The sequence below is a fragment of the Streptomyces sp. NPDC030222 genome (genome assembly GCF_055573115.1).
The window spans coordinates 148,912-172,852 of sequence record NZ_JBVICA010000008.1 but is presented as its reverse complement, the minus strand read 5'-3'; the positions used below and the strand labels follow the sequence as shown (position 1 = coordinate 172,852).

Below are 23,941 nucleotides of genomic sequence, written 5' to 3'. Positions count from 1 at the left end.
CGGAACAGGCGCGGGGCCCGCACGGTGGTTCAGCCGCGCCCGATGTACGGCATCGCCGTCGCCACGACGGTCGCGAACTGCACGTTCGCCTCCAGCGGCAGCTCCGCCATGTGGACCACCGTGCGCGCCACGTCCGCCGTGTCCATCACCGGTTCCACGGCGAGGCGGCCGTCCGCCTGGAGGGTGCCGGTACGCATCCGTTCGGTCATATCGGTCGCCGCGTTGCCGATGTCGATCTGGCCGCAGGCGATACGGTACGGGCGCCCGTCCAGGGAGAACGACTTCGTGAGGCCGGTCATCGCGTGCTTGGTCGCCGTGTACGCCACGGACATCGGCCGTGGCGCGTGTGCCGAAATGGAACCGTTGTTGATGATGCGACCCCCCTGCGGATCCTGCTCCTTCATCTGGCGGAACGCCGCCTGCGCGCACAGGAACGCGCCGTTCAGGTTGACGTCCACCACCGCGCGCCACGCGTCGTACGGGAGCTCCTCCAGCGGTACGCCGGCCGGGCCGAAGCTGCCGGCGTTGTTGAACAGCAGGTCCAGGCGCCCGTACCGCTCGCGGACCGCCGCGAACAGCGCGGCCACGTCGTCCGGATCGGTCACGTCGGCCGGAACGGCCAGGGCCGGCGTGCCGGGCGCGGACCGTGCGGCGAGACCGGCGGTCTCCGCCAGGGCCCCGGCGCGGCGTCCGGCGAGGGCGACCGACCAGCCCGCCCCGGCCAGGGCCAGCGCGACGGCGCGGCCGATCCCGGATCCGGCGCCCGTCACCACGGCGACCTTCGGCTGAGCCTCGTCCATGAGGACGCAGCGTACGCCGACCGGCACACCGGGAACTCATGTGTCCGACATCTGGGTGTTGTGCACATGCAGAACGCTGGTGTCCTTGTGACGGCACTGTGATGCGTCCGCAACCACGGTCAGGGGAGGGGCACATGACACCGGAACTCCGGCTCGCCGCCCGAAGCGTCGCCCGCCGAAGGATCCTCACCGTCACCGCGGCGACCGCCGCGCTCGCGTTCGTCGTCGACGTCCCGCGCGCCGGGGCGGCACAGACCCCGGAGGCCGACGGCAGACGGATCGCCGAGAACCCGTTCACCCTAGGCGTCGCCTCCGGGGACCCGATGCCCGGCTCGGCCCTGCTGTGGACCCGGCTCGCCCCGCGCCCGTACGAGCCCGGCAGCGGTCTGCCCCGGGCCCGGATCCCGGTCGGGTGGGAGGTCGCCCTCGACGACCGCTTCACCCGGATCGTCCGGCGCGGATCCACCACCGCGCACCCCGAGTTCGACCACAGCGTGCACCTCGAGGTCGGCGGCCTGGCCCCGGACCACGTGTACCACTACCGCTTCCGCACCGGCGCCTGGACCAGTCCGCCCGGCCGCACCCGCACCGCCCCCGCCCCCGGTGCCCGGCCCCGCTCGCTCCGTCTTGCCGCGGTCTCCTGCCAGGCGTACCACGACGGCTACTTCACCGCCTACCGGCACCTCGCCGGCGAGGACCTCGCCGTCGTCCTGCACCTCGGCGACTACCTCTACGAGTACGCCGTGAACGCCACCGGCGGCGCCCGCGCCTACACCGACCGGCGGCTGCCGGACCATTTCAACCGCGAGACCGTGAGCCTGGAGGACTACCGGCTGCGGTACGGGCTCTACAAGAGCGACCCCGACCTCATCGCCGCGCACGCCGCCCACCCCTTCGTGGTCACCTGGGACGACCACGAGACCGAGAACAACTACGCGGGCGGCATCCCGGAGAACGGCGTACCGGCCGAGGAGTTCCTGCTGCGCAGGGCGGCCGCCTACCGCGCCTACTGGGAGAACCAGCCGCTCCGCCTGCCGCAGCGGCCCCGGGGCTCCGGCATGAGGCTCTACCGCCGGCTGCACTTCGGGCGGCTCGCCCAGTTCGACGTGCTGGACACCCGCCAGTACCGCTCCGACCAGGCGTACGGGGACGGCTGGCAGGTCCCGGGACCCGAGTCCGAGGACCCGACGCGCACCATGACCGGCGCCGCGCAGGAACGCTGGCTCCTCGACGGCTGGAGGAGGTCCCGCGCCCGCTGGAACATCGTTCCCCAGCAGGTCGTCTTCGCCCAGCGGCGCAGTGTGCCCACCCCCGACTGGCGGTTCAGCATGGACGCCTGGGACGGCTACCCGGCCTCGCGCGCCCGGGTGCTCGCCGGAGCGGCCGTGGCCGGACTGCGGAACCTGATGGTGCTCACCGGGGACGTCCATGTGGCGCAGGGCTTCGACCTCAAGGAGGACTTCGACGACCCCGGCTCCCGCACCATCGGCACGGAGATCGTCACCACCTCCGTCAGCAGCGGCAAGGACGGCCGCGAACGGCCCGCCAACTACGACGACCTGATGGCCGCCAACCCGCATCTGAAGTTCTACAACGGCAAGCGCGGCTACGTACGGATCACCCTCGGCACCGGGGAGGCCCGCGCAGACTTCCGCGCCGTGCCCGTCGTCACCACCCCGGGGGCGCCGGTCGCCACCGTCGCCTCCTTCGTGACCGAGGACGGCGCCCCGGGGCTCCAGCCGGCGTGACCGTGGCGCGTACGGCGTGCCCCGGACGGAGCTCCGGCCGCCGTCGCTCCGTCCGGCACCGCTACGCCCGTACCGCTCCGGCGGCGCGGGTGGCTCCCACCGCCGGGTCTGCGAACATGGGTGCGGAATCCAGGCGGGAGAGCGCATGACAGAGAACGCGACCTCACAGCAGCACGTACCGTCGGCGCGGGACGATCGGGAACCCGCGCCGGACGCGTCCCCCTCGCACATGTCCGCTGCGCACATGTCCCCTCCGAAGATGTCCCTTTCGGACGTACACGGTTCGGACATGTCCCGTCCGGACGTACCGCCCGAGGGCACCACCCTCCCGGATGCGCCAGGCCCCGGCAGCCGTGCCGGTGCCGCGCGGCGGGCCGGGCTGCTCGTCGTCCTGGTGCTCGGCGGGCTCACCGCCCTGGCGCCGCTGTCCATGGACATGTACCTCCCCGCGCTGCCCGAGGTCACGCGTTCGCTCGGCGCGCCCGCCGCGACCGTCCAGCTCACCCTCACCGCGTGCCTCGCGGGCATGGCGCTCGGCCAGCTCGTCGTCGGTCCCATGAGCGACAAGTGGGGACGCCGGCGCCCGCTGCTCGTCGGCATGCTGGTCTACGTCGCGGCCACCGCGGTCTGTGCGGTGGCACCCGGGGCGGAACTCCTCATCGCCTTCCGGCTCCTGCAGGGCCTCGCCGGGGCGGCGGGCATAGTGATCGCCCGGGCCGTCGTCCGCGACCTGTACGACGGCGAGGACATGGCCCGGTTCTTCTCGACCCTGATGCTGGTGTCCGGCGCGGCCCCGATCATCGCGCCGCTGATCGGGGGGCAGGTGCTGCGCGTCACCTCGTGGCGCGGCGTGTTCCTCGTGCTCACCGGCGTAGGCGTGCTGCTGACCGTCGTCGTGTGGAAGGGCCTGGCCGAGACCCTCCCCGCGGAGCGGCGTCACCCCGGGGGGACCGTGGCGGCCCTGCGCACCATGCGGGGGCTGCTGGCCGACCGGGTCTTCACCGGCTACATGCTCGCGGGCGGGCTGTCGTTCGCCGCGCTGTTCGCCTACATCTCGGCCTCGCCTTTCGTCGTGCAGGAGATCCACGGCGCGTCGCCGCAGACCTTCAGCCTGCTCTTCGGCCTGAACTCGGTCGGGCTCGTGCTGGCCGGCCAGATCAACGGCAAGCTGCTGATCGGCCGCGTCTCGCTGGACCGGGTGCTCGGCGTGGGCCTCGGCGTGGTCGTGCTCGCCGCGGGCGCGCTGCTGCTGATGACGGCAGGGGTGTTCGGCGACACCGGGCTGGCCCCCGTCGCCGCCGGGCTCTTCGTCCTGATGTCGGCGATGGGTCTCACCCTGCCGAACACCAACGCCCAGGCCCTGATGCGCACCCCGCACGCCGCCGGATCGGCGTCTGCCCTGCTCGGCACCGCGTCCTTCCTCGTCGGAGCGGTCGCCTCCCCGCTCGTCGGCATCGCGGGCGAGCGGACCGCGGTCCCGATGGCCGTGGTGCAGCTGGTGTGCGGCCTGGGCGCCGTGGCCTGCTTCCTCGGCCTGTGCCGGCCGTGGCGTAAGCCGCCCGCGGCCCCCGCCGGGGCGCAGCCCGGGACGACCTAGACTTTCCAGGTGAACGCCACTCTTCCCACCGCCGAGGTTCTGCGGGGAGCCCTGGCCGGGCTGCTCGACGGGCTGCCGCCCAGGCAGGCGGCCCAGGCCGTCGAGCGGCTCATCGCCAACTACCGGGGGACCACGCCGACCGACGCCCCGGTGCTGCGCGACCGCTCCGACGTGGCCGCCTACGCGGCGTACCGGATGCCCGCGACCTTCGAGGCGGTGCGGTCCGCGCTCGCCGGACTGCGGGACGCGGCGCCCGGCTGGACGCCCGCCACGCACACGGACGTCGGCGGCGGCACCGGCGCGGCGAGCTGGGCCGTGGCCGACGCCTGGCAGGAGGGCACGCACCGGACCACCGTCCTGGACTGGGCCGATCCGGCACTGGTCCTCGGCCGGGAACTGGCCGCGGCCTCGGGCCTGCCCGCCCTGGCGGCCGCGGTGTGGCAGCGGGCGCGGATCGGCACCGCGCTCGCGCTCGAACCGGCCGACCTGGTCACCGTCTCGTACGTGCTGGGCGAGCTGACCGAGCAGGACCGCCGTTCGGTGGTCGACGCGGCGGCGGGGGCCGCGCAGGCCGTGGTCGTCGTGGAGCCGGGCACCCCGGACGGCTACCGCCGCGTCATCGAGGCCCGCGACCGGCTGATCGCGGCCGGGATGCGGGTCGCCGCGCCCTGTCCGCACAGTGCGGACTGCCCGATCGTGCCGGGCAGCGACTGGTGCCACTTCTCGGCGAGGGTCAGCCGGTCCTCGCTGCACCGCCAGGTCAAGGGCGGCTCACTGGCGTACGAGGACGAGAAGTTCAGCTATGTGGCGGCGGTGCGCTTCGACGCGGAGCCGACGGCCGCCCGGGTCGTCCGGAAGCCGCAGATCCGCAAGGGTCAGGTGCTGCTGGAACTGTGCACGGAGGAAGAGGGGCTGCGCGGCGCGACGGTGACGAAGCGGCACGGTCCCCTCTACCGCGCCGCCCGCGACACGGCGTGGGGCGACCCCTGGCCGCCCCACGAGTGATCCCTACTGCCCGGCAGGCGCGGGCCGGAGCTCCAGGGTGCAGCACTTGACGCTGCCGCCGCCCTTGAGCAGTTCCCCGAGATCCATGCCGATGGGCTCGAAGCCGCGTTCCCGCAGCTGCTCGAACAGGCCCAGCGCGGCTTGGGGGAGCAGCACGTGGTGGCCGTCGCTCACCGCGTTGAGGCCGAAGGCCGCCGCGTCCTTCTCGGTGGCGATCAGCGCGTCCGGGAACATCCGGGCGAGCACGGCCCGGCTGCCGGGGGAGAAGGCGTCCGGGTAGTACATGATCTCGTCGGCGGCGTCGTCGAGGACGCACAGCGCGGTGTCCAGGTGGTAGTAGCGCGGGTCGACGAGGTCCAGGCCGATGACGGGCCGGCCGAGGAACTCCTGGGCCTCGCTGTGCGAGAGCGGGCTGGAGCGGAAGCCGCGCCCGGCCAGCACGTAGGACGCGGTGGTGGCGAAGTCCCCCTCGCCCTCGTTGATGTGCACGGGTTCGTGGATGTCCTCGAAGCCGTGCGAGCGGAACCACTCCAGGTGCGCGTCCGCCTCGGCGGCGCGCTCGGGGTGGGCGAAGCGGGCGCCGAGCACCCGGCCGTCGACGACGGTGGCGCCGTTGGCCGCGTAGACCATGTCGGGCAGGCCGGGCCGGGCGTCGAGGATCTCGACGGTGTGGCCGAGTGCCAGATAGCGGTCGCGAAGGTCTTCCCACTGGGCGATGGCCAGGGGCAGGTCGACGGGCTTGGCGGGGTCCATCCACGGGTTGATCGCGTACGTGACCTCGAAGTGTGCCGGTGGGCACATCAGGTAGCGCCGGGGTCTGGCGGTACGGGGCTCACGCTCAGGGGTCAAAGAGAGCTCCTCTAAAGCGACGTGGGCTGCACGCGCAGCCGCGTGCAGCCCATGGTCCGTCGTGCTGAGCGTTTGCGCAGCAGGTCGGACGGGTGTTTCACCGCGCGGCTCGTGATTCTTCGCGCGCCGTACGGCTTTGCTTCAGTTTTTCCAGCAGTTCACGCCGCTGTGCGGCCGGGGCGAGGGGTGCGCCGCCGCCCTCGCCGCGGCGTCCGCCGCGCAGCGCGCTCCGGGAGAGCTTGGTGCGGGTGCCGCCGACGCCGAGCATGTTCCCTGCTCCGCCACGGGTCATGAGTGGTCTCCTCTCGTCTCTGCATCCTTGTTTCCGTGCTTCCGCCGTCGTCCGCCCGGTGACCCCAATCTGGACGAGACGTATCGTCTTGTCAAGACGATACGTCTCGCCTCGCATGCTGGCTAGAATCACACCATGGCTGACACCAAAGCGCCCGACGCCACCCGCCGCAGCGACCGCTCCCGCCGCGCCATCCACGAGGCCGCCCTCGCCCTCGTGGGCGAAGTGGGGTACGCCAGGACCACGATCGAGGGCATCGCCTCCCGCGCCGGCGTCGGCAAGCAGACGATCTACCGCTGGTGGCCCTCCAAGGCGGCGGTCCTCCTGGAAGCCTTCGTCGACCTCGGCCGGCAGGCCGCCGAGGCCGCGGGGGAGGAGGTGTACGAGATCCCCGACACCGGTGATCTCGAAGCCGACCTCAAGCTGGTCCTGCGGGCCACCGTCGACGAGCTCAACGACCCCCGCTACGACCTCCCCTCCCGGGCCCTCGCCGCCGAGGGCGTCGTCAACCCCGAGCTCGGCGCCGCCTTCGTCGAGCAGCTCCTCGAACCGCAGCTCCAGCTCTACGTCACACGGCTGAGGGCGGCTCAGGACGCCGGGCAGGTCGCACCGGACGTCGACCCGCGCATCGCTCTCGAACTGCTCGTCGGCCCGCTCGCCCACCGCTGGCTGCTGCGCACCCTCCCGCTCACCCACGCCTACGCGGACGCCGTCGTCGAGTACGCCGTGCGCGGGATCGCCCCTCGTTGACGCGTACCCGCCGACGGCGGGCATGAGGCGTTGCCCACTGTCCCGGGCCGCCGTACGCGGCCGAGCCGTACCCAAATACGGACATCGTGTGCGATGGCGGCCACCTCACGTCATGGGTGCACCCACCCCGGATGCGGAGTACGGCCACCGGGGGCCCAGGATGGTGGCAGCATGGACGGACAACGGTGAGGTGAGGGGATACATGGGCGTAGAGTTCGGCCGCTCCCACGGCGCGGAGGGCAGACTGTCCCGCTGGCTGCGCAGGCGTCCCAAGAGCGACGCCGCCGAGGCCGGTTCGGGCCGACTGGCTCTCCTCCTGGCCACGGCCGGCGCCGGGCTGCCGCTCGCCCCCGCCGCCCATCCCGCCGGCTACCGATGTTCCTGCGAGCGGATCGGCTGTCCCACGCCCGCCCGCCATCCCCTGTCGTTCGCCTGGCAGACCCAGGCGACGACCGACCCCGGACAGATCGAGCGCTGGGCCCGCGCCCAGCACGAGGCCAACTTCATCACCGCGACCGGCATGGTGCACGACGTCCTGGACGTTCCGCTGCCTGCCGGTCGCGCCGCATTGCAGCGGCTCCTCGCGAACGGCGTGGACGTGGGCCCCGTCGCCGAGTACGCCGCGGAGCCCACGGACCCCACCGACCCGCAGGGCCGGATGCTGTTCTTCACCGCCACCCGGGGAACGCCCGAGGACGAGGACGAGTGGTGGCCCTGCGAACTGGACTGCCATCCCGAGACCATGGACGAGCACCCGGGTCTTCGCTGGCACTGCCGCGGCAGCTACGTGCTGGTACCGCCCGCCCGGCTGCCCGGCGAGGAGCGGACCATGAGCTGGGTGCGCGGCCCGGAACACCCGCTGCCCGACCCGCTCACCCTGCTGGAGGCCCTGACGGACGCGTGCGCCCGGCACGCGGGCGCGGACGACGCCCACGAGGTGGCCCGGCAGTCGGGCCACTGACGCAGGAGGTCACGCTCCCGCGGGAGGCAGGCCCTCCGGGGCGTCCCGGCCCGTGACCGCTCGGCCTCCGCTGTGCCTTCTCGGCCCCCTGCCGTGACGGCTCGGCCTTCGCTGTGCCTACTCGGCACCCTGCCGTGACTGACTACTCGGCCTTCGCCGACGTCAGGCCCTGGAGCCGGCTGAGGACGGCCACCTGGCCGTTGCCCGCTCCGCGGCCCGGCACCTGCACCACCTGGTTGGAGATCAGCTCCCGGGTGAGCGTGGTCGTCAGGCGGCCCGTCAACAGCGCCTTGGTGTCCGCGTCGAGCTGCATCTGGACGCCCTTGGCCACGGTCTGCCGTTCGAAGTGCCGGCTGGCGAAGAAGACCAGGGCTCCGCCGTCCTGGGTCAGCAGTCCCAGCGGCGCGTAGCTCCCGGTGTCCAGCGGCTGGTCGATGAACTGTGTCGAACGCCCCGGCAGCGACGTGTTCTTGCGGCGCATGTCCCGCCACCCGGTGGTGTGGAGGCCCGGTGCGAACTCCTCGGGCTGGCCGCTCTGCAGATACGAGGCGTAGCTCTTGCTCAGCCGCGCCGGTGCGACCGCCAGCTGCGCCGAGTCCGGGTCGGCGGGAGTCGCCAGGCCGTTCTGGTCGAGCACGAACTGCGGGACCGCCGACGTCGACAGGATCGACAGGTAGGCGACCTCCCACAGCTGGTCGGCGCTGCCCCGGACGAAGACCAGCAGCCAGCGGGTGTCGTCCTGGCCGCCGTCCCGGTCGCGGTTGGAGTCGGTGTCCGCGAGGAACCAGCGCGGCCAGCCGGCCTTCTTGGGGACGACGAACCGCGCGTCCGTCAGCTCCAGCGGCTGGTGCCCGGGGTTCCCGTTGGGGCTGGCGACCTGCCGGGCCCGGAGACCGGCCTGGTTGATCGCGCCGAGCGGGCCGGTGACCCGGCCCGCGTCGAGGGCGGGGTCATAGGCCCGGTCAGCGGCGTTGTACGCCTGGGTGAAGTCCTGGAGGGCCTGCGCGGCCTCAGCCGGCGTCGCCTGCGGGACGACCTCCAGCTCCCCCCGCACCGTCACGCAGCCGCTCGCCGTCACCATCAGCACGGTCGCCGACACGAGCGCCGCTGCCAGTCGCCACAGCCTGCTCATCGCTTGCCTTCTGTTCCTTGACCCCCACGGACCGTCCGAACCCTACCGGGGAGAGGAACAGCGCGAGTGTCGGGACCAGATACAGGGCCCAGACGACGACCTGGTGCACGGTCGGATCGGGCTGGAAGTTGAACACGCCCTTCAGCAGGGTGCCGTACCAGCTGTCCGGCGGGATCGTCGCGCTGATGTCGAAGGCCTTGTCCTGCAGACCGCCCAGGAACTCGGCCTCCTGGAGGTCGTGCACGCCGTACGCGAGGACGCCGGCCGCGACGACCACCAGCATGCCGCCCGTCCAGGTGAAGAACCTCGCCAGGTTGATCCTCAGCGCGCCGCGGTAGAACAGCCAGCCCAGCAGTACCGCGGTGGCGAGGCCCAGCAGGACGCCGATCAGCGGGCCCTGGGTGCCGTCGCCCGACGCGCGTACCGACGCCCACACGAACAGCGCGGTCTCCAGACCCTCCCGGCCCACGGCGAGGAACGCGGTGGCATCACTGTACGGACGGGTAAAAGCGTGGCCGGATCCGCACCATGTGCGGATGCTTGAATGCCTTCGTGACCGAACTCGACGTACTCCGGGTCTTCTGCGGCCCGGACGGCCGCCACGGCAACGCCCTCGGCGTGGTGCGCGACGGCCGCACCGTTCCCGACGAGGAGTCCCGCCGGGCCCTCGCCGTGAAGCTGGGCTTCAGTGAGACCGTCTTCGTCGACGACCCCGAGCGCGGCGTGGTCGACATCCACGCACCGGGCGCCCGGCTGCCGTTCGCCGGACACCCCCTCGTCGGCGTGGCCTGGCTGCTGGACGTGGAGGAGCTGCACCCGCCCGCGGGCGAGGTCTGGGCCCGGGGCGACGGCGAGTTCACCTGGATCGAGGCCCGCGCCGACTGGGTCCCGCCGCGCACCCTGCGCCGGTACGCCACCGTCGAGGAGGTCGACGCCCTGGAGGTGCCGCCGCCGGGCGAGTGGCTCTACGCCTGGGCCTGGGAGGACGAGACCGCGGGCCGGGTCAGGGCGCGCGCCTTCCCGGGGCGCGGCGACGGCGTCGACGAGGACGAGGCCACCGGTGCCGCGGCGATGCTGCTCACCCACCGGCTGGGCCGCGCGCTCAACATCCGGCAGGGCCGCGGCTCCCAGATCCTCACCGCGCCCGGCCCCGACGGCATCATCGAGGTCGGCGGGCGGGTCCGTCTGGAGACCCCCCACGAGAGCCGGGGCCTGCTCAGGCGCTGAGCGGGAACTCCGTGCCCAGCTCGTGGAACACGGCCGTGTTCAGGGCGAACGCCCGGCGGCACTCGTCGACGATTCGCTGCTTCTCCAGGTCGTCGGCGTCGACCCGGTCCAGCAGTTCGCGGTACCCGCGCTTGAACGCGGCCGGGTTCGTGATCTCCTCGAAGACGTAGAACCGCACGCCGTCGCCCTTCCGGGCGAAGCCCCAGGTCCTCTCCGCCCGGTCGCGGATGATCTGTCCGCCGGAGAGGTCGCCGAGGTAGCGCGTGTAGTGGTGGGCCACATAGCCGGCCGGCCAGGTGCGGGCGCACTCCTCGACCCGCGCCGCGTACGCCTCGGTCGAGGGCAGCGCCCGCAGGCCCGCGCGCCACTCCGGGCCGCGCAGATGGGCCAGGTCGCTTTCCAGCGCGGCCGTGCGCATCAGCTCGGGGTGTATGAACGGGCCCGCGACCGGGTGGGAGCGCAGCGCCTCCGCCGGCCCTTCGAGCGCCCGGTACACGAACCACAGCTGCTCGGTGTAGCGCGCGTACGCCTCCACACCGAGCCGGCCGCCGAGGAGATCGCTCATGAACGTCGAGTTCTCCGCCTCGGTGTGCTGCTCGTGCGAAGCGGTACGGATCAGCGTGGAGAACGGCGTGACGTCCAAAGGGTGCCTCCGGGGTCTGGTTTCCCGACGGGTTGTCGGTAAGACCGTACCCAGGATCGTGATCAGGGCAACGTAAGGATTTCGGCCCCGTTATCGGTCACCGCCAGGGTGTGCTCGAACTGCGCGGTCCGCTTCCGGTCCTTGGTGACGACCGTCCAGCCGTCGTCCCACATGTCGTACTCGTGGGTGCCGAGCGTCAGCATCGGTTCGATCGTGAACGTCATGCCGGGCTGCATGACGGTCGTCGCGTGCGGACTGTCGTAATGAGGAATGATCAGTCCGGAGTGGAACGAGGAGTTGATCCCGTGTCCGGTGAAGTCCCTGACGACCCCGTAGCCGAACCGCTTGGCGTAGGACTCGATGACCCGGCCGATGACGTTGATCTGCCGGCCCGGCTTCACGGCCTTGATCGCCCGGTTCAGCGACTCCCGCGTCCGCTCCACCAGCAGCCGGGACTCCTCGTCCACGTCGCCGCACAGGTAGGTGGCGTTGTTGTCGCCGTGCACCCCGCCGATGTACGCCGTGACGTCCAGGTTCACGATGTCGCCGTCCCGGAGGACGGTGGAGTCCGGGATGCCGTGACAGATGACCTCGTTGACCGAGGCGCACAGCGACTTGGGGAACCCGCGGTAGCCGAGCGTCGAGGGGTACGCCCCGTGGTCGCAGAGGAACTCGTGCGCCACACGGTCCAGCTCGTCGGTGGTCACGCCGGGCGCGATGAGCTTGGCGGCCTCCTCCATCGCCTGGGCGGCGAGGCGGCCCGCGACGCGCATCCGCTCGATCGTTTCCGCGTCCTGGACCTCCGGCCCGGTGTACGGCGTCGGCGCGGGCCTCCCCACGTACTCGGGACGCCGGATGTTTCCGGGAACGGATCGGATGGGAGACAGCTCCCCTGGTACGAGCAGCGACTGGCCAGACATACCGGCGAGTCTATCCAGCCCCCACGGGACAGGATGAGCACGAGAAAGGAGCCGTAGATGGCCCTGTTCAAGAAGCGCACCGTCGGCAAGCCGGGCGAGTGGTACTACTGCCTCGAACACAAGAAGGTCGAGGAGGGCCCGGAGTGCCCGGCCAAGGACCGCTTCGGCCCGTACGCCACCCGCAAAGAGGCCGACCACGCGATGGAGACGGCCCGCGAGCGGAACCTCCAGTGGGAGAACGACCCGCGCTGGCACGACGCGGTGGGGCCCACGGAGGAGGGCGAGGCGAAGCCGTAGCGGGGCGGGTGCCGACGGGACTCCTGGCCGGCCGGCAGGGCGGAGGGGGGGCGGACGGGGCGGGGTGCCCCGCGGGAGACAGCCGACCGGGACGTCGAGGTGGTCCCCGGCGGGCTGCCCCCCCCGGACGGCACGCGCGCGGTCAGGACGCCGGGTCCGCCGCCCTGCGGCGCTGCGCGTCCTCGTCACGGTCGGCGTGGTAGGTCACGAGTCCCGGCAGCGCGGCGGACAGCAGGCCCACCGACAGCACGCACACCAGTCCGCCCGTCCAGACCGCGGGGCGGGTGCCCGTCCAGCCCGCCACCGCGCCCGCCCGCACCTGTCCCAGCTGCGGGCCGACGCTGTACGACAGCACCTCGATCCCCGCGAGGCGCCCGCGCAGCTCCTCGGGGATCGTCTGGTTCCAGATCGTCGCGCGGCCGAGGCCGCTCAGCATGTCCCCGGCGCCCGCCAGGGCGAGGCACAGCAGCACCGGCCAGACGTCCGTGAACCAGCCCGCGCCCGCGATCGCGAGGCCCCAGCCCGCCGCGCCGAACACCACCAGCAGCCCGTGCCGCCGCACCCGGGACAGCCGGCCGCTGGTCAGCCCGACCAGGACCGAGCCCACCGACCCCGCCGCGTACATCAGACCGAGCGCCCAGACGGCGTCCAGTTCGTCCGCGAGGAACGGGAACAGCGTGTTCGGGAACGCGAAGACCATCGCCACCAGGTCGACCGCGTACGTCCCGAGCAGCACCGGCCGGCTCCACGCGTACCGCGCGCCCTCCGCGATGCCCCGCAGGGACGGCTTCTCGGCGTCGTGCGCGGGCGGTGCCGGCGCGAGGCGGGTGCACATCAGCACCGAGGCGACGAAGCCGCAGATCGTGATCCCGTACGCGGTGCCGAGGCCCGCGTACGCGACCACGACGCCGGCCAGGGCCGGTCCGGCGATCGCCGCGACGTTCCAGCGCAGCCCGTTGATCGCGGCCGCCGCCGTCTGCTGGTCGTGCGGCACGATCCGGGCGATCAGCGAGTCCAGGGCCGGCCGCTGGAGACCGGCCAGCGCGGACACCCCTGCCGCCACCAGGTACAGCGGCCACAGCAGTGGTTCCGGCAGCACCGCGTTGACCATCAGCACGGCGGCCAGCACCGCGAGGCCGGCTTCCGTGAGCACGATGATCCTGCGCCGGTCGGCGGCGTCGGCCAGGGCGCCCCCGTACAGGCCGAAGACGACCAGCGGCACCAGCTCGACCGCGCCCATCGCGCCGACCGCGAGCGGCGAATCGGTCATGTCCTTGATCTGCAACGGCAGGGCGACCATCGCGACGGCACTGGCGAAGTAGGTGACCAGCCCCTGGACCCACAGCCGCCGGAAATCGGGGATGGTTCGCAGGGGCGTCAGGTCGGGCAGTACGGCGGAGAGTCGGCGGGCCACGACCGTCCATCCTCAGCGCGGGACGCGACCGTCGGCAACGCAATTTCCGCCGGGGTGTCCCCGCGTCGGCTACCAGCGGGGCGGGGGCGGTGAGGTCAGCCGGTCCGCGAGGGCGGACAGCCGGTCACGGAAGCGGTGGCGACGCGGGGACGGCGGGCAGTTCTCCCCGGCCGCTGCGCTGACCAGGTGCTGGACCGTGTCGATGTCCACCTCGTCGGACTCCGGGACGGCGAGGGCCTCATGGGCGAGGATCCCGGTGTCGCGGTCGCCGCCGCTCACCGCCAGGACCGTCGCCCCGGCCCGGCGGGCGTCGTGGACGCGCTCCAGCAGCCCGTCGTGCGGCCGCTGCGGGGCGACCAGCAGCAGCGTGTCACCGCGGCCCGCCGCGGTGATCCTGCCCAGTCCGACCGACAGATGCGCGGGGTCACCGGGCCGCACCAGGTGCCGTACCAGCGTCGGCGCCAGCTCGGGCAGCCCGGCCCAGGCCGCCTCGTCGACCAGGTGGGCCGCCAGGTGCCAGGGCTCGTAGTCCTCGGTACCGACGAGCAGCAGCCCGCCGCCGTTCGGCACCACCGACGAGCGGAGCACCCCGGCGAACCGCCGGGTGGCGCGCGGCCACTCCGTCCCGGCGAGCACTTCCCGCAGCGCGGCGACCCGTACGGCGTCCATGGCCAGGCATCCTGCCCCAGCCGCGACGGCCGCACCTGCCATTGGTTGAAGGCTCACCCGATCGGGGACGGCCGTACGGATTTCTGCCAGTAGTGTCGGGGCCATGACTGCACAGGACAGCGCGAAGAAGACCCCCGCCAAGGCGGCGGCCAAGGACCCCTGGGACCTGCCCGACGTGTCCGGTCTGGTCGTCGGCGTGCTCGGCGGCACCGGAGACCAGGGCCGCGGTCTCGCCTACCGGCTGGCCAAGGCCGGACAGAAGGTGATCATCGGATCCCGCGCCGCGGAACGGGCCCTGACGGCGGCCGCCGACCTCGGCTTCGGCATCGAGGGCGCCGACAACGCCGAATGCGCCCGGCGCAGCGACATCGTGATCGTCGCCGTGCCGTGGGACGGCCACGCCAAGACCCTGGAGGCGCTCCGCGAGGAGCTCGCCGGCAAGCTCGTCGTCGACTGCGTCAACCCGCTGGGCTTCGACAAGCAGGGCGCCTACGCCCTCAAGCCGGAGGAGGGCAGTGCCGCCGAACAGGCCGCCGCGCTGCTTCCCGACGCGCGGGTCACCGCCGCGTTCCACCACCTGTCGGCGGTGCTGCTGCAGGACGAGACGATCGACGAGATCGACACCGATGTGATGGTGCTCGGCGACTCCCGAGGCGACGCCGAGATCGTGCAGGCCCTCGCCGGCCTGATCCCCGGCATGCGCGGCGTCTTCGCGGGCCGGCTGCGCAACGCCCACCAGGTCGAGGCGCTCGTCGCCAACCTGATCTCCGTGAACCGCCGCTACAAGGCGCACGCGGGTCTGCGCGTCACGGACGTCTGACGCGTCCGGCGGCCCGGTGCGGATCCGGCGGCCCGGGTGGGCGTCCGGCCCCGTGGGTGTCGGGCCCGGGTGGGTGTCCGGCCCCGTGGGTGTCGGGCCCCGGTGGGTGTCGGGGCCGCCCCCGGTGGCTGTCGGGCGGGCCGGAGGGGCTTCGTGCATCGGGCTCGCGGTGTCCGCCCGTGTTCCGGGGGCGCACCCGCACCGGGGACACGGGTACACCGCGACACGGGGGCACCGGGGCACGGTGCACACCGGGCCATGGGGGACACTGAAGGCCGTACGGCCATGGGGGACACTGGGGGCCGTAAGACACCGGGATCCCGCCGCGGATCCGCACCGATCCCGAAGACCGGACAGGAGCCGACCCCCATGCCCCGCCTCGCTCTGTACGCCATCGCCGTGTGCGCCCTCGCCGTCGCCGCGGCCGTGTTCTCCTTCGCCCGGGGCAGCTGGCTGGGCGTGGTCTGGGTGCTGATGGCCGGGGTCTCCTCCAACCTCGCCTGGTACTACCTGCGCAAGGGCCGGGCCGAGAAGGCTGCCGCCGCTAGCGGCTGAGCACGTCCTCGCAGACCGGGTGCACGCCCTTCCAGAACTGGTACAGGTTCTGGCCGCAGTACGTGTCCGCCTCGTCGACCCCGAGACCCTGCATCACGGTGTCGATCACGGTGAAGAACACCTGGTTGATCTCCGGGACCCACAGCAGCGCGAACACCGCGAGCAGACCGAAGGGCGCGAACGGCTCCACCTGCCGCCGGATCCGGTACGACAGCCACGGCTCGACCACGCCGTACCCGTCGAGGCCCGGCACCGGCAGGAAGTTCAGGATCGACGCCGTCACCTGGAGCATCGCGAGGAACGCCAGCGCGAACCGGAACCCGAACGGCACCCCGTCCAGCGCGTCCAGCCAGAACGGCGCCGTGCACACGATCGCGAACGCGACGTTCGTGAGCGGGCCCGCCGCCGAGATCAGGCTGTGCTTCCAACGGCCCCTGATCCGCCCCCGCTCGATGAACACCGCACCGCCCGGCAGACCGATGCCGCCCATGATCAGGAAGACCACGGGCAGCACGATGCTCAGCAGCGCATGGGTGTACTTCAGTGGATTCAGCGTCAGATAGCCCTTCGCGCCCACGGTGAGGTCCCCGCCGTGCATCGCCGTCCGGGCGTGCGCGTACTCGTGCAGGCACAGCGACACGACCCACGCCGAGGTGACGAACAGGAAGACCGCGACCCCGGGGTTCGCCGCGAAACCGGTCCACACCGCCCAGCCGGTCACCGCCATGACGGCGACGATTCCGAGGAAGACCGGGCTCACACGGCGCTCATGACGGCTTCGGGCTGCGGTAGTCATGCGTAGACCGTACCCGTCGGCGCAGCGGGCGGATATCGGCGTCACCAGCCTCGCCGAAGTGCGGGGCTGAGCCGGCGGCCGTCCCTTGTCGGGGACGATGTGTGCCTTCCGGGACACCGCCGAGGCCCGTGTCGCGCAAGGCCCGGGCCCCGGAGAGGGGTTGGGCCGGACCGACGGTGCCGCCCCACGGCGTCGCACGCGCGATCGACCCCACTGTGCGGCCGCCGGACCTGGCCGGCACCGAGGAGCTCCAGCAGGCCGCGGGCCGTCGCCTCGGCCTCCTCGCCGGGCATGGTGCCCAGGACGGAGGCAAGCTCGGCGCGGGCCTGCCGGCGCGCTGAACAGCAGGGTGTACGATGGGCCGCCCGCAATGCCGGAGCATCTTCGGCGGCGGGATCCCCGATGGCGGTGGCGACCTCGAAGACCGAGGACGGGTGGCCCGGCTGCCAGGGGCGTCGCTGAAGGAGTACGTCCGCCGTGGACTCCGTCGATCAGAAGATCATCGCCGAACTGACGCGTAACGCGCGTATCTCCCACGCGGAGTTGGCCAGCCGGGTCCTGCTGTCACGCAATGCGGTGCGCCAGCGCATCGAGCGTCTGGAACGTCAAGGGCACATCGTCGGCTACACCATCGTCCGTCCCGTCGACCGCGCGCCCGATGACGTCGTTTCCGCCCTCGTACTGGTGTACCGCCAGGACCGCATGCGTGGCGCGGACGTCCTGGCTGCTCTCAAACGCATCCCGGAGGTCGTCATCTGCGAGGTGCTCAGCGGTGACTTCGACATCATGGTGCGGCTCGAGGCCGGATCGCTGGGACGTGTCCAGGACATCTGGGAGGACATTGCACGGATGCCCGGGGTACGGGACACCGTCACGTCGCTGACCTTGTCCCGGATCGTCAGCCGTCCGCGGGCCGGGGGGATCCAAGCGGGGCCGGAGTGAGCAACGCGGCCGCACACCCCGTGTCCGGCAGGCCGGCCGCTCCGTGTCACCGGGGTCCGTCCGGCCGGTTCAGGCAGACCACCTTCGGCTGGGTCATCTCCTCGAAGGCGAAACGCACGCCCTCGCGGCCCATGCTGCCGTATTTGTATCCACCGAACGGCATCGCGTCGAACCGGTAGTCGGACGAGTCGTTGATCATCACTCCGCCCGCTTCCAGCAGCCGGGCCGCCGACAGCGCACGGTCCAGACGCGCGGTGAATATGCCCGCGTGGAGGCTGAAGTCGATGGCGTTGGCCTGCTCGACGGCCTCCTCGAAGGAGGAGAACGACTGCAGGACGACGACCGGTGCGAAGGCCTCCTCCTGCCGGATCACGCAGTCGGCCGGGACGTCTTCCAGCACTGTGGGCGCGTACAGGGATCCGGTGAGTTCGTTGCCGCACAGCAGGACTGCCCCGTCGGCCACGGCGGAGTCGACCTTCGCTTTCGTGCTCTGCGCGGCCTCCCTGGTGATCATGGGGCCGAGGTCGGTGTCCTCCCGCTGCGGGTCGCCGACCCGCAGCGTCTTCGTGCGGGCCACGAAGGCGTCACGGAAGCGCTCGTACACCTCGCGGGCGATGAGGATCCGCTGGGTGCCGATGCAGTTCTGGCCGGCGGCCCAGAAGGCGCCGGAGACGCACGCCTCCACCGCGGCCTCCAGGTCTGCGTCGTCCATTACGATCACCGGAGCGTTGCCGCCGAGGTCCATGGCGAGTTTCTTCAGCCCTGCCGTGCGGGAGATGGCCTCACCGGTGGCGAAGCCACCGGTGAAGGACACCATCCTCACCTCGGCCGAGGCGACGATCGCGGCGCCGATGTCCGCGCCGCCGTTGACGACGGTGACGATCTCCTCGGGCATACCGGCCTCGATGAGCGTGTCGACCAGACGGAGGGCGGACAGGGGGGTGAGAGCGGACGGTTTGAGTATCACCGCGTTACCGCCGGCGACGGCCGGGCCGAGCTTGTGGGCGACGAGGTTCAGGGGGTCGTTGAACGGCGTGATGGCGGCGATGATTCCCAGCGGTTCACGGGTGAACCAGCCCTGCCGGGCCTCCGAGCCTTCGTAGGAGTCGAAGGGGATCACTTCACCTGCGTTGCGCCGGGCCTCGGCCGCGGACAGCGACAGCGTGTTGATCGCCCGGGCAACCTCTTTGCGGGCCTGCGCGATGGTCTTGCCCGCCTCGCTGACGATGAGTCGGGCGAACGACTCGGCACGCTGCTCGATCAGCCGGGCGGCACGGTCCAGGACGGCGGCCCGTGCGGCGCGCGACAGCGAAGCAGCAGTGGAACGGCCGTCCCGGGCGCGCTGCAGGACGGTGCCGATGGCTGCGGCGTCCACGGTGCGGACCGAGGCCACCGTCCGGCCCGTGTAGGGGTTGTGCACGGGCGCGGTGCCGGCGCCGAGTTCGATGACGGGGCTCACGGCGATGTCAGCCACGGTGTGTCTCCTGGAGGACGCGGTGCCGGGGGGCGGTGCCTTCGTCCGCGGGGTGGCGCTCGTGCAGGGCGATGATGTCCGACAGCAGTGCGTAGGCGGTCTCCGTCGGGCCGGCGCCCGGACCGGACACGGTGACGGTGCCCAGCAGATCGGTGTGGAAGGCGACAGCGTTGAGCGTGCCCGGTACCCCGGCGAGCGGGTGGTCGGCCGGCAGGGCCAATGGGGCCACCCAGGCGTCGATGCTGCCGTCCGCCAGGCGCATCGCGGAGCCCACGAGCTTCCAGCGTCGGCCCCTGGAGGCCGCGCTCTGCACGTCCTGCCGCGTGATCCCGGACATGCCTTCGCAGGGGATGTCCTCGCGGCGGAGGTCGGCGCCGAGGACCTCGTTGGCCATGATCATCACCTTGAGCTGGACGTCATGGCCCTCGATGTCGGCTGTGGGGTCGGCTTCGGCGTACCCCAGTTCCTGGGCCTCGCGGATGGCTGCCGTCAGGTCCGTCCCCTCCTCGAGGCGGCCGAGGACGTAGTTCGACGTGCCGTTCATGATGCCCTGGAAACCTGTGATCTCCAGACCGCGGAACATGCGCCGGGCGGTGCGCAGCACCGGCGTGCCGCTGAGGACCGAACCCTCGAACTCGAAGCCGACCCCCCGCTCGGCGGCCAGCTGCCGCAGTGTCCGGCCGGCGAGGGCCACGGGGCCCTTGTTGGTGGTGCACACGTGCTTTCCGGACTCCAGAGCCCAGCGCACATGGGAGAGGGCGGGCTCGCCGTCCGTGGGATCGGTGAACGTCGCCTCCACGACGATGTCACTGGGCACCTCGCAGATCACCCACTCGTTGCGGGGATCGGCATCTCCGCCGGGCATCCCGGCGAAGGCGAGCTCGCCCGGTTCGGCCGCAAGCAGCGGTGCGAGATCGATTCCCTCGGTGTCCACCAGAGAGCCGGCCCGCAAGTCGGTGATCGCCACGACACGCAGGGCGAAACCCAGCTCCCGGGAAAGGCGTTCGCCCCGCTCGGCTATGAGTTCGGCGAGCGCGCGGTTGACACCACCGAATCCGATCAGGGCGAGGTCGTATCGGCCCATGGGAAGGCTCCTTCACAATCCGCCGCAGCCTTGTGGCGCGGCTGGTCGGAGCCTCGCCGACCAACCCGTCACCTGCTCCCTGTCGGATCGACCACGCAGCATGCCCATCTGCACAGTCCTGATGGAGAACCGCCCGTGCCCTCCTGCCGGTGAGCACACGCCAAGCCGTCGACGTGCGGCGCGCACCCCGCCACCGCTTCGACGGGACCTCTGTACTGTGACCCCGCCGTGCCACGCACGGATACCGGCGCACGGGCCCGGACGGCCGGCGGTGTCTCCGTACTACACGCGCGAGGCGATCGCACGACGCGGCGGACGAGTTGAAGTGGACGGGCCAGGGCCCGTACGACAACGACGACAGGGCCTCCGGGAACGCTCGGAACGGGGTCGCGTACCCGAGCCACCAGGAGGCCCAGCCTTCATGCGCGCACTACGGGAAGATCACCCGGGAACTGCGTCCGGCCCGCACGTTCCAGGATCGGCCGAGGGACGGCTTCCCGGCGGTCGGACGGACGGGCTGAAAGGCCATCCCGCCAGGCCGGACAGCGAAACGTCGTTGGAGTGTCAGGTGCGCTTCGCGTAGTCGCCGAAGCCCACCCAGTCCAGTGCGACGCAGGGCTCGTCGCCGACGACCCAGGCGTCGTGTCCGGGGGCGACGGCCATGAAGTCGCCGGGGCCGAACTCGACGGCCTCACCGTCGTCCATCACGACCTTGATCCGGCCGCTGACGACGTATCCGACGTGCCCGGCCTGGCAGCTGTCCGTGCCGGCGATGGGCTTCACGTGCTCCGACCACTTCCAGCCCGGCTCGAAGACGGCGCGGCCCACCGCGCCGCGGTCCGTGTCGATGACGTCGAGCCGCCCCTTTTCGAACGGGCGGGTCTCGTCCGCCTTGTCGAAACTCCTGCAGACGATTCCGGCCATGGCGGCCACCTCCCGGGTAGCGAGGGAACCCCCGAGTCCGCTTTCCACGCTACGCCGTGGGGACGGGGTGTGTCCGGACGGCCGACAGCCCGCCGACGGGGGATATCGGCGGGCTGTGGCTGGTGCCGCAGTGGCTCGAACGGAGCCCTCGGGGCTCAGTGGAAGGTGTGCTCCTCCTGCGGGAAGGCGCCGCCGACCACGTCCTCGGCGAAGGCCCTGGCCGCGTTGCCGAGCGAGGTCCGCAGGTCCGCGTACTGCTTCACGAACCGCGGCAGCTTCCCGGGCGTGAGGCCGGCCATGTCGGTCCAGACGAGGACCTGGGCGTCGGTCGCGGAGCCCGCGCCGATGCCGATGGTCGGGATGTGCAGCGAGCGGGTCACCTCGGCGGCCAGCTCGGCGGGGACGAGTTCCAGCACGACGGCGAAGGCGCCCGCGTCCTGGGCCGCCTTGGCGTCGCGCAGCAGCCGGTGGGCGGCCTCGTCGCCGCGGCCCTGCACCCGGTAGCCCATGGCGTTCACGGATTGCGGGGTCAGGCCGAGGTGGGACATGACCGGGATGCCGGCCTGGACGAGCAGCTCGGTCTGCGGCAGCGACCGCTCGCCGCCCTCCAGCTTCACCGCGCCGACCCCCGCGTCCTTGACCAGCCGGGTGGCGCTGCGCAGTGCCTGCACCGCGCCTTCCTGGTACGAGCCGAACGGCAGGTCGCCGACGACGAGGGCGCGCTTGGTGCCCCGGACGACGGCGGCGGAGAGCAGGGTCATCTCGTCCATCGTGACGGGCACGGTGGTGTCGTAGCCGAGGTGGCAGTTGCCCATGGAGTCGCCGACGAGGATGACCGGGATGCCGGCCTCGTCGAACACGGAGGCGGTCATCGCGTCGTAAGCGGTCAGCATCGGCCACTTCTCGCCGCGCTCCTTGGCGGCGGCGATGTCGTGGATGGTGACCCTGCGGGTGCTCTTGCCGCCGTACAGCGTCGGGGTGCCGCTGTCGGGGCGTACACCCGGCGGGTTCTGCGCAGGCGAAAGCTGCGTCATCGCAACGCTCCTGTTCGTCATCTCGAGGCGCCCTGACGGCGTCCCCGGACCACGTCCATGGTGGCACTTCGTGCCGCTCCCGCAAAGAGCGACCTCGGCCACACCCGTGACGCCCCCGAGTGCCTCCGCCGGGCGCCTGCCCGCGCCCCTCCGGCAGCCTCCCGCCCGGCCCGCGTCCCGTACGTCCCACCCGCGTCGTGTGCGCCCGGCCCGCGTCCCGTACGTCCGACCGGCGCCCGGTGAGTCCCCCCGAGTCCGGTACGCCCGGGAACCCTCCGGCGCCCCGTACGCCGGGGCACCGTCCGGCGTCCCCTCTCTCCCGAATGCCCCGGCACCCTCATCGTTTAAATACGAGACGGTCTCGTATCGAATACGTCTATGCTGGTTCCATGCCAACCGAAGCCGTGCATCGACGCCGGTGGGCGATCCTCGGCGTGCTCATGCTCAGCCTGCTGATCGTCGTCCTCGACAACTCGATCCTGAACGTCGCGGTCAAGACCATCGCCGCCCCCGAACCCACCGGGCTCGGCGCCACCCAGAGCGCCCTGGAGTGGGCGATCAACTCCTACACGCTCGTCTTCGCCGGACTGCTGTTCACCTCGGGTGTCCTCGGTGACCGCATCGGCCGGAAACGGGTGCTCCTCGCCGGCGTCGTCGTCTTCGGCATCGGCTCGGTGCTCGCCGCCTTCTCCGGCTCGCCCGGTGAACTCATCGCGTACCGCGCCGTCATGGGCTTCGGCGGAGCCTTCGTGATGCCGGCCACGCTGGCCATCCTGATGAACGTCTTCGAGCGCGACGAGCAGCCCAAGGCCATCGGCATCTGGGCCGCGAGCGTCGGCCTCGCCATTGCCATCGGCCCGATCACCGGAGGGCTGCTGCTGGAGCACTTCTGGTGGGGCTCGGTCTTCCTCGTGAACGTGCCCGTCGTGATCGTCGCCCTGACCGCCATCGCCCTGATCGTCCCCGAGTCCAAGGACCCCCGGCCCGGCCGGCTCGACCCGCTCGGCGTCGTGCTCTCCGTCATAGGCCTCGTCCTGCTCGTCTACGGCATCATCCGCGGCGGCGAACGGGCCGACTTCACCGAGCCGGTCGTCCTCGCGACCTTCCTCGGCGGACTCGTCGTCCTCGCCCTCTTCGTCCTCCACGAGAAGCGCAGCTCCCACCCGGCCCTCGACGTCTCGTACTTCCGCAGGCCCGCCTTCTCCGCGGCCGTCGCCGCGATCGCCCTGGTCTTCTTCGCCCTCATGGGCGTGACGTTCTTCTCCGCCTTCTACCTGCAGAGCGTGCGCGGCTTCAGCGCGCTCGAGTCGGGCCTGCTGATCCTGCCGCTGGCGGTCGCCCAGATGCTGTTCGCGCCCCGGGCCCGGCTCGTCGTGGAACGGTTCGGCTCCCGTGCCGTGTGCACCGCCGGAATGCTGCTGGTCGCCGGAGGGCTAGGGGCCTTCGCCCTCTTCGACGCCGGCACCCCTGTCTGGGCGCTGGAGCTGGTCTTCTTCGTGCAGGGCGCCGGGATGGCGCACATCATGCCGCCGGTCACGGTCTCGATCATGCAGACGCTGCCGCGGGAGAAGGCGGGCTCCGGCTCGGCGGTCAACAACACCTTCCGTCAGGTGGGCGGCGCACTCGGTGTCGCGGTGCTCGGCTCGCTGCTGTCCACCGCCTACCGCGGCGAGATCGAGGGCCACCTCGACGCCGTGCCGCCGGCCGCCCGGCAGCTCGCCGGCGAGTCCATCGAGGGCACCCTCGGCGTCGCCGCGAAACTCGGCCCGGCCGGCCGGGAACTGGCCGGCGCGGCGAACGACGCCTTCCTGCACGCCATGCACCTCACCGCGCTCGGCTCGACGGCCGTCGCCGTGCTCGGTGCCGTGGTCGTGGCCGTCTTCCTGCCCGGCCGCACCCCCGCCGCCGCGGCCGGCCACCCGGGCGGCCCCAGGAGCGACGCACCGGTCGCCGCAGGACGCTGACCACCGCCCCACGGGCCCCCGCGTCGGGGACAATCGGGGCAGCG

The 23,941-nt window shown here is 72.1% G+C and carries 25 protein-coding genes and 1 pseudogene; 12 read left to right on the top strand and 14 right to left on the bottom strand.

Annotated features, from left to right (window positions below):
- Positions 1 to 29: 29 nt before the first annotated feature.
- Positions 30 to 800, bottom strand: a complete 771-nt coding sequence (locus ACZ4Z5_RS14795; RefSeq protein ID WP_468261849.1) for an SDR family oxidoreductase — start codon at positions 798 to 800, stop codon at positions 30 to 32.
- A gap of 134 nt (positions 801 to 934) precedes the next feature.
- Here ACZ4Z5_RS14795 and ACZ4Z5_RS14790 point away from each other — a divergent pair, with 134 nt between their 5' ends.
- The 3 genes from ACZ4Z5_RS14790 to ACZ4Z5_RS14780 all read left to right on the top strand — a co-directional run bounded on the left by ACZ4Z5_RS14790 (position 935) and on the right by ACZ4Z5_RS14780 (position 5,150).
- A complete protein-coding gene (locus tag ACZ4Z5_RS14790) occupies positions 935 to 2,548 on the top strand; it encodes an alkaline phosphatase D family protein (RefSeq protein WP_468261846.1) in 1,614 nt (537 codons plus the stop codon).
- A 289-nt stretch (positions 2,549 to 2,837) separates the two neighbouring features.
- Complete coding sequence (locus tag ACZ4Z5_RS14785; RefSeq protein WP_468261843.1) at positions 2,838 to 4,145, top strand: Bcr/CflA family multidrug efflux MFS transporter; 1,308 nt, start codon at positions 2,838 to 2,840, stop codon at positions 4,143 to 4,145.
- A 9-nt stretch (positions 4,146 to 4,154) separates the two neighbouring features.
- Positions 4,155 to 5,150: a small ribosomal subunit Rsm22 family protein gene (locus ACZ4Z5_RS14780; protein WP_468261840.1), complete on the top strand. Its 996-nt coding sequence runs from the start codon at positions 4,155 to 4,157 to the stop codon at positions 5,148 to 5,150.
- A gap of 3 nt (positions 5,151 to 5,153) precedes the next feature.
- Here the strand turns inward: ACZ4Z5_RS14780 and ddaH are convergent, their stop codons facing one another.
- Positions 5,154 to 5,999, bottom strand: coding sequence for a dimethylargininase (gene ddaH / locus ACZ4Z5_RS14775; protein WP_468261838.1), 846 nt, complete (start codon positions 5,997 to 5,999; stop codon positions 5,154 to 5,156).
- Between the two features lie 97 nt (positions 6,000 to 6,096).
- Positions 6,097 to 6,291, bottom strand: a complete 195-nt coding sequence (locus ACZ4Z5_RS14770; protein WP_468261836.1) for a DUF6243 family protein — start codon at positions 6,289 to 6,291, stop codon at positions 6,097 to 6,099.
- Between the two features lie 135 nt (positions 6,292 to 6,426).
- Here ACZ4Z5_RS14770 and ACZ4Z5_RS14765 point away from each other — a divergent pair, with 135 nt between their 5' ends.
- Both ACZ4Z5_RS14765 and ACZ4Z5_RS14760 read left to right on the top strand, forming a co-directional pair.
- Positions 6,427 to 7,041, top strand: a complete 615-nt coding sequence (locus tag ACZ4Z5_RS14765) for a TetR/AcrR family transcriptional regulator (RefSeq protein WP_468261834.1) — start codon at positions 6,427 to 6,429, stop codon at positions 7,039 to 7,041.
- Positions 7,042 to 7,243: 202 nt separating this feature from the next.
- A complete protein-coding gene (locus ACZ4Z5_RS14760) occupies positions 7,244 to 8,002 on the top strand; it encodes a bifunctional DNA primase/polymerase (RefSeq protein WP_468261831.1) in 759 nt (252 codons plus the stop codon).
- A 142-nt stretch (positions 8,003 to 8,144) separates the two neighbouring features.
- On the opposite strand, the gene ACZ4Z5_RS14755 is transcribed toward ACZ4Z5_RS14760, so the two are convergent.
- Together ACZ4Z5_RS14755 and ACZ4Z5_RS14750 are read right to left on the bottom strand one after the other, a co-directional pair.
- The gene (locus tag ACZ4Z5_RS14755) at positions 8,145 to 9,083 is read right to left on the bottom strand and encodes an SCO2278 family lipoprotein (protein ID WP_468262061.1); all 939 of its coding nucleotides are present in this window, start codon (positions 9,081 to 9,083) and stop codon (positions 8,145 to 8,147) included.
- A pseudogene (locus tag ACZ4Z5_RS14750) lies at positions 9,013 to 9,621 on the bottom strand (FTR1 family iron permease); the annotation flags it as partial. The pseudogene ACZ4Z5_RS14750 and the gene ACZ4Z5_RS14755, both read right to left, overlap by 71 nt.
- A 65-nt stretch (positions 9,622 to 9,686) precedes the next feature.
- Here ACZ4Z5_RS14750 and ACZ4Z5_RS14745 point away from each other — a divergent pair.
- A complete protein-coding gene (locus ACZ4Z5_RS14745) occupies positions 9,687 to 10,361 on the top strand; it encodes a PhzF family phenazine biosynthesis protein (protein WP_468261828.1) in 675 nt (224 codons plus the stop codon).
- Here ACZ4Z5_RS14745 and ACZ4Z5_RS14740 read toward each other — a convergent pair.
- Positions 10,351 to 11,004: a biliverdin-producing heme oxygenase gene (locus ACZ4Z5_RS14740; protein ID WP_468261825.1), complete on the bottom strand. Its 654-nt coding sequence runs from the start codon at positions 11,002 to 11,004 to the stop codon at positions 10,351 to 10,353. The two genes, ACZ4Z5_RS14745 and ACZ4Z5_RS14740, sit on opposite strands and share 11 nt — an antisense overlap.
- A gap of 62 nt (positions 11,005 to 11,066) precedes the next feature.
- Positions 11,067 to 11,924 (bottom strand): type I methionyl aminopeptidase, encoded by an 858-nt coding sequence (gene map / locus ACZ4Z5_RS14735; protein ID WP_468261823.1) that lies wholly within the window; start codon positions 11,922 to 11,924, stop codon positions 11,067 to 11,069.
- A gap of 57 nt (positions 11,925 to 11,981) precedes the next feature.
- On the opposite strand from map, the gene ACZ4Z5_RS14730 reads away from it, so the two are divergent.
- Positions 11,982 to 12,221 carry a hypothetical protein gene (locus ACZ4Z5_RS14730; protein WP_468261820.1) on the top strand — a complete coding sequence of 80 codons (240 nt, stop codon included), beginning with the start codon at positions 11,982 to 11,984 and terminating at the stop codon, positions 12,219 to 12,221.
- Positions 12,222 to 12,363: 142 nt separating this feature from the next.
- Here ACZ4Z5_RS14730 and ACZ4Z5_RS14725 read toward each other — a convergent pair whose 3' ends face one another.
- Entirely contained in the window at positions 12,364 to 13,635 is a 1,272-nt protein-coding gene (locus ACZ4Z5_RS14725) for an MFS transporter (protein WP_468261818.1), read from the bottom strand.
- Between the two features lie 69 nt (positions 13,636 to 13,704).
- The gene (locus tag ACZ4Z5_RS14720) at positions 13,705 to 14,304 is read right to left on the bottom strand and encodes a hypothetical protein (RefSeq protein WP_468261816.1); all 600 of its coding nucleotides are present in this window, start codon (positions 14,302 to 14,304) and stop codon (positions 13,705 to 13,707) included.
- 103 nt (positions 14,305 to 14,407) lie between these two features.
- Here ACZ4Z5_RS14720 and npdG point away from each other — a divergent pair, with 103 nt between their 5' ends.
- Positions 14,408 to 15,124: an NADPH-dependent F420 reductase gene (gene npdG / locus ACZ4Z5_RS14715; protein ID WP_468261813.1), complete on the top strand. Its 717-nt coding sequence runs from the start codon at positions 14,408 to 14,410 to the stop codon at positions 15,122 to 15,124.
- A 285-nt stretch (positions 15,125 to 15,409) separates the two neighbouring features.
- Positions 15,410 to 15,679: a hypothetical protein gene (locus tag ACZ4Z5_RS14710; protein WP_468262058.1), complete on the top strand. Its 270-nt coding sequence runs from the start codon at positions 15,410 to 15,412 to the stop codon at positions 15,677 to 15,679.
- Here the strand turns inward: ACZ4Z5_RS14710 and ACZ4Z5_RS14705 are convergent.
- Positions 15,669 to 16,475, bottom strand: coding sequence for a site-2 protease family protein (locus tag ACZ4Z5_RS14705; protein ID WP_468261810.1), 807 nt, complete (start codon positions 16,473 to 16,475; stop codon positions 15,669 to 15,671). The two genes, ACZ4Z5_RS14710 and ACZ4Z5_RS14705, sit on opposite strands and share 11 nt — an antisense overlap.
- Before the next feature lie 176 nt (positions 16,476 to 16,651).
- On the opposite strand from ACZ4Z5_RS14705, the gene ACZ4Z5_RS14700 reads away from it, so the two are divergent.
- Both ACZ4Z5_RS14700 and ACZ4Z5_RS14695 read left to right on the top strand, forming a co-directional pair.
- Complete coding sequence (locus ACZ4Z5_RS14700) at positions 16,652 to 16,816, top strand: hypothetical protein (RefSeq protein ID WP_468261807.1); 165 nt, start codon at positions 16,652 to 16,654, stop codon at positions 16,814 to 16,816.
- Positions 16,817 to 16,952: 136 nt separating this feature from the next.
- Positions 16,953 to 17,417, top strand: a complete 465-nt coding sequence (locus ACZ4Z5_RS14695) for an Lrp/AsnC family transcriptional regulator (protein WP_468261805.1) — start codon at positions 16,953 to 16,955, stop codon at positions 17,415 to 17,417.
- A 46-nt stretch (positions 17,418 to 17,463) separates the two neighbouring features.
- Here the strand turns inward: ACZ4Z5_RS14695 and ACZ4Z5_RS14690 are convergent, their stop codons facing one another.
- From ACZ4Z5_RS14690 to panB, 4 genes are all read right to left on the bottom strand, one after another.
- Positions 17,464 to 18,891, bottom strand: coding sequence for an aldehyde dehydrogenase family protein (locus ACZ4Z5_RS14690; RefSeq protein ID WP_468261802.1), 1,428 nt, complete (start codon positions 18,889 to 18,891; stop codon positions 17,464 to 17,466).
- A complete protein-coding gene (locus ACZ4Z5_RS14685) occupies positions 18,884 to 19,975 on the bottom strand; it encodes a homoserine dehydrogenase (RefSeq protein ID WP_468261800.1) in 1,092 nt (363 codons plus the stop codon). Before ACZ4Z5_RS14685 ends, ACZ4Z5_RS14690 begins: the two co-directional genes overlap by 8 nt.
- A gap of 564 nt (positions 19,976 to 20,539) precedes the next feature.
- The gene (locus ACZ4Z5_RS14680; protein WP_468261797.1) at positions 20,540 to 20,899 is read right to left on the bottom strand and encodes a cupin domain-containing protein; all 360 of its coding nucleotides are present in this window, start codon (positions 20,897 to 20,899) and stop codon (positions 20,540 to 20,542) included.
- Positions 20,900 to 21,054: 155 nt separating this feature from the next.
- Positions 21,055 to 21,933 (bottom strand): 3-methyl-2-oxobutanoate hydroxymethyltransferase, encoded by an 879-nt coding sequence (gene panB / locus ACZ4Z5_RS14675; RefSeq protein ID WP_468261795.1) that lies wholly within the window; start codon positions 21,931 to 21,933, stop codon positions 21,055 to 21,057.
- 389 nt (positions 21,934 to 22,322) lie between these two features.
- Here panB and ACZ4Z5_RS14670 point away from each other — a divergent pair, with 389 nt between their 5' ends.
- Positions 22,323 to 23,897 carry a DHA2 family efflux MFS transporter permease subunit gene (locus ACZ4Z5_RS14670; protein ID WP_468261792.1) on the top strand — a complete coding sequence of 525 codons (1,575 nt, stop codon included), beginning with the start codon at positions 22,323 to 22,325 and terminating at the stop codon, positions 23,895 to 23,897.
- Positions 23,898 to 23,941: the final 44 nt, after the last annotated feature.

Coding starts and splice junctions, on each gene's coding strand:
- ACZ4Z5_RS14795 (WP_468261849.1), bottom strand. CDS start 800: ATGGACGAGGCTCAGCCGAAGGTCGCCGTGGTGACGGGCGCCGGATCC.
- ACZ4Z5_RS14790 (WP_468261846.1), top strand. CDS start 935: ATGACACCGGAACTCCGGCTCGCCGCCCGAAGCGTCGCCCGCCGAAGG.
- ACZ4Z5_RS14785 (WP_468261843.1), top strand. CDS start 2,838: ATGTCCCGTCCGGACGTACCGCCCGAGGGCACCACCCTCCCGGATGCG.
- ACZ4Z5_RS14770 (WP_468261836.1), bottom strand. CDS start 6,291: ATGACCCGTGGCGGAGCAGGGAACATGCTCGGCGTCGGCGGCACCCGC.
- ACZ4Z5_RS14765 (WP_468261834.1), top strand. CDS start 6,427: ATGGCTGACACCAAAGCGCCCGACGCCACCCGCCGCAGCGACCGCTCC.
- ACZ4Z5_RS14760 (WP_468261831.1), top strand. CDS start 7,244: ATGGGCGTAGAGTTCGGCCGCTCCCACGGCGCGGAGGGCAGACTGTCC.
- ACZ4Z5_RS14755 (WP_468262061.1), bottom strand. CDS start 9,083: ATGGTGACGGCGAGCGGCTGCGTGACGGTGCGGGGGGAGCTGGAGGTC.
- map (WP_468261823.1), bottom strand. CDS start 11,924: ATGTCTGGCCAGTCGCTGCTCGTACCAGGGGAGCTGTCTCCCATCCGA.
- ACZ4Z5_RS14730 (WP_468261820.1), top strand. CDS start 11,982: ATGGCCCTGTTCAAGAAGCGCACCGTCGGCAAGCCGGGCGAGTGGTAC.
- ACZ4Z5_RS14720 (WP_468261816.1), bottom strand. CDS start 14,304: ATGGACGCCGTACGGGTCGCCGCGCTGCGGGAAGTGCTCGCCGGGACG.
- npdG (WP_468261813.1), top strand. CDS start 14,408: ATGACTGCACAGGACAGCGCGAAGAAGACCCCCGCCAAGGCGGCGGCC.
- ACZ4Z5_RS14710 (WP_468262058.1), top strand. CDS start 15,410: ATGGGGGACACTGGGGGCCGTAAGACACCGGGATCCCGCCGCGGATCC.
- ACZ4Z5_RS14705 (WP_468261810.1), bottom strand. CDS start 16,475: ATGACTACCGCAGCCCGAAGCCGTCATGAGCGCCGTGTGAGCCCGGTC.
- ACZ4Z5_RS14685 (WP_468261800.1), bottom strand. CDS start 19,975: ATGGGCCGATACGACCTCGCCCTGATCGGATTCGGTGGTGTCAACCGC.
- ACZ4Z5_RS14680 (WP_468261797.1), bottom strand. CDS start 20,899: ATGGCCGGAATCGTCTGCAGGAGTTTCGACAAGGCGGACGAGACCCGC.
- panB (WP_468261795.1), bottom strand. CDS start 21,933: ATGACGCAGCTTTCGCCTGCGCAGAACCCGCCGGGTGTACGCCCCGAC.
- ACZ4Z5_RS14670 (WP_468261792.1), top strand. CDS start 22,323: ATGCCAACCGAAGCCGTGCATCGACGCCGGTGGGCGATCCTCGGCGTG.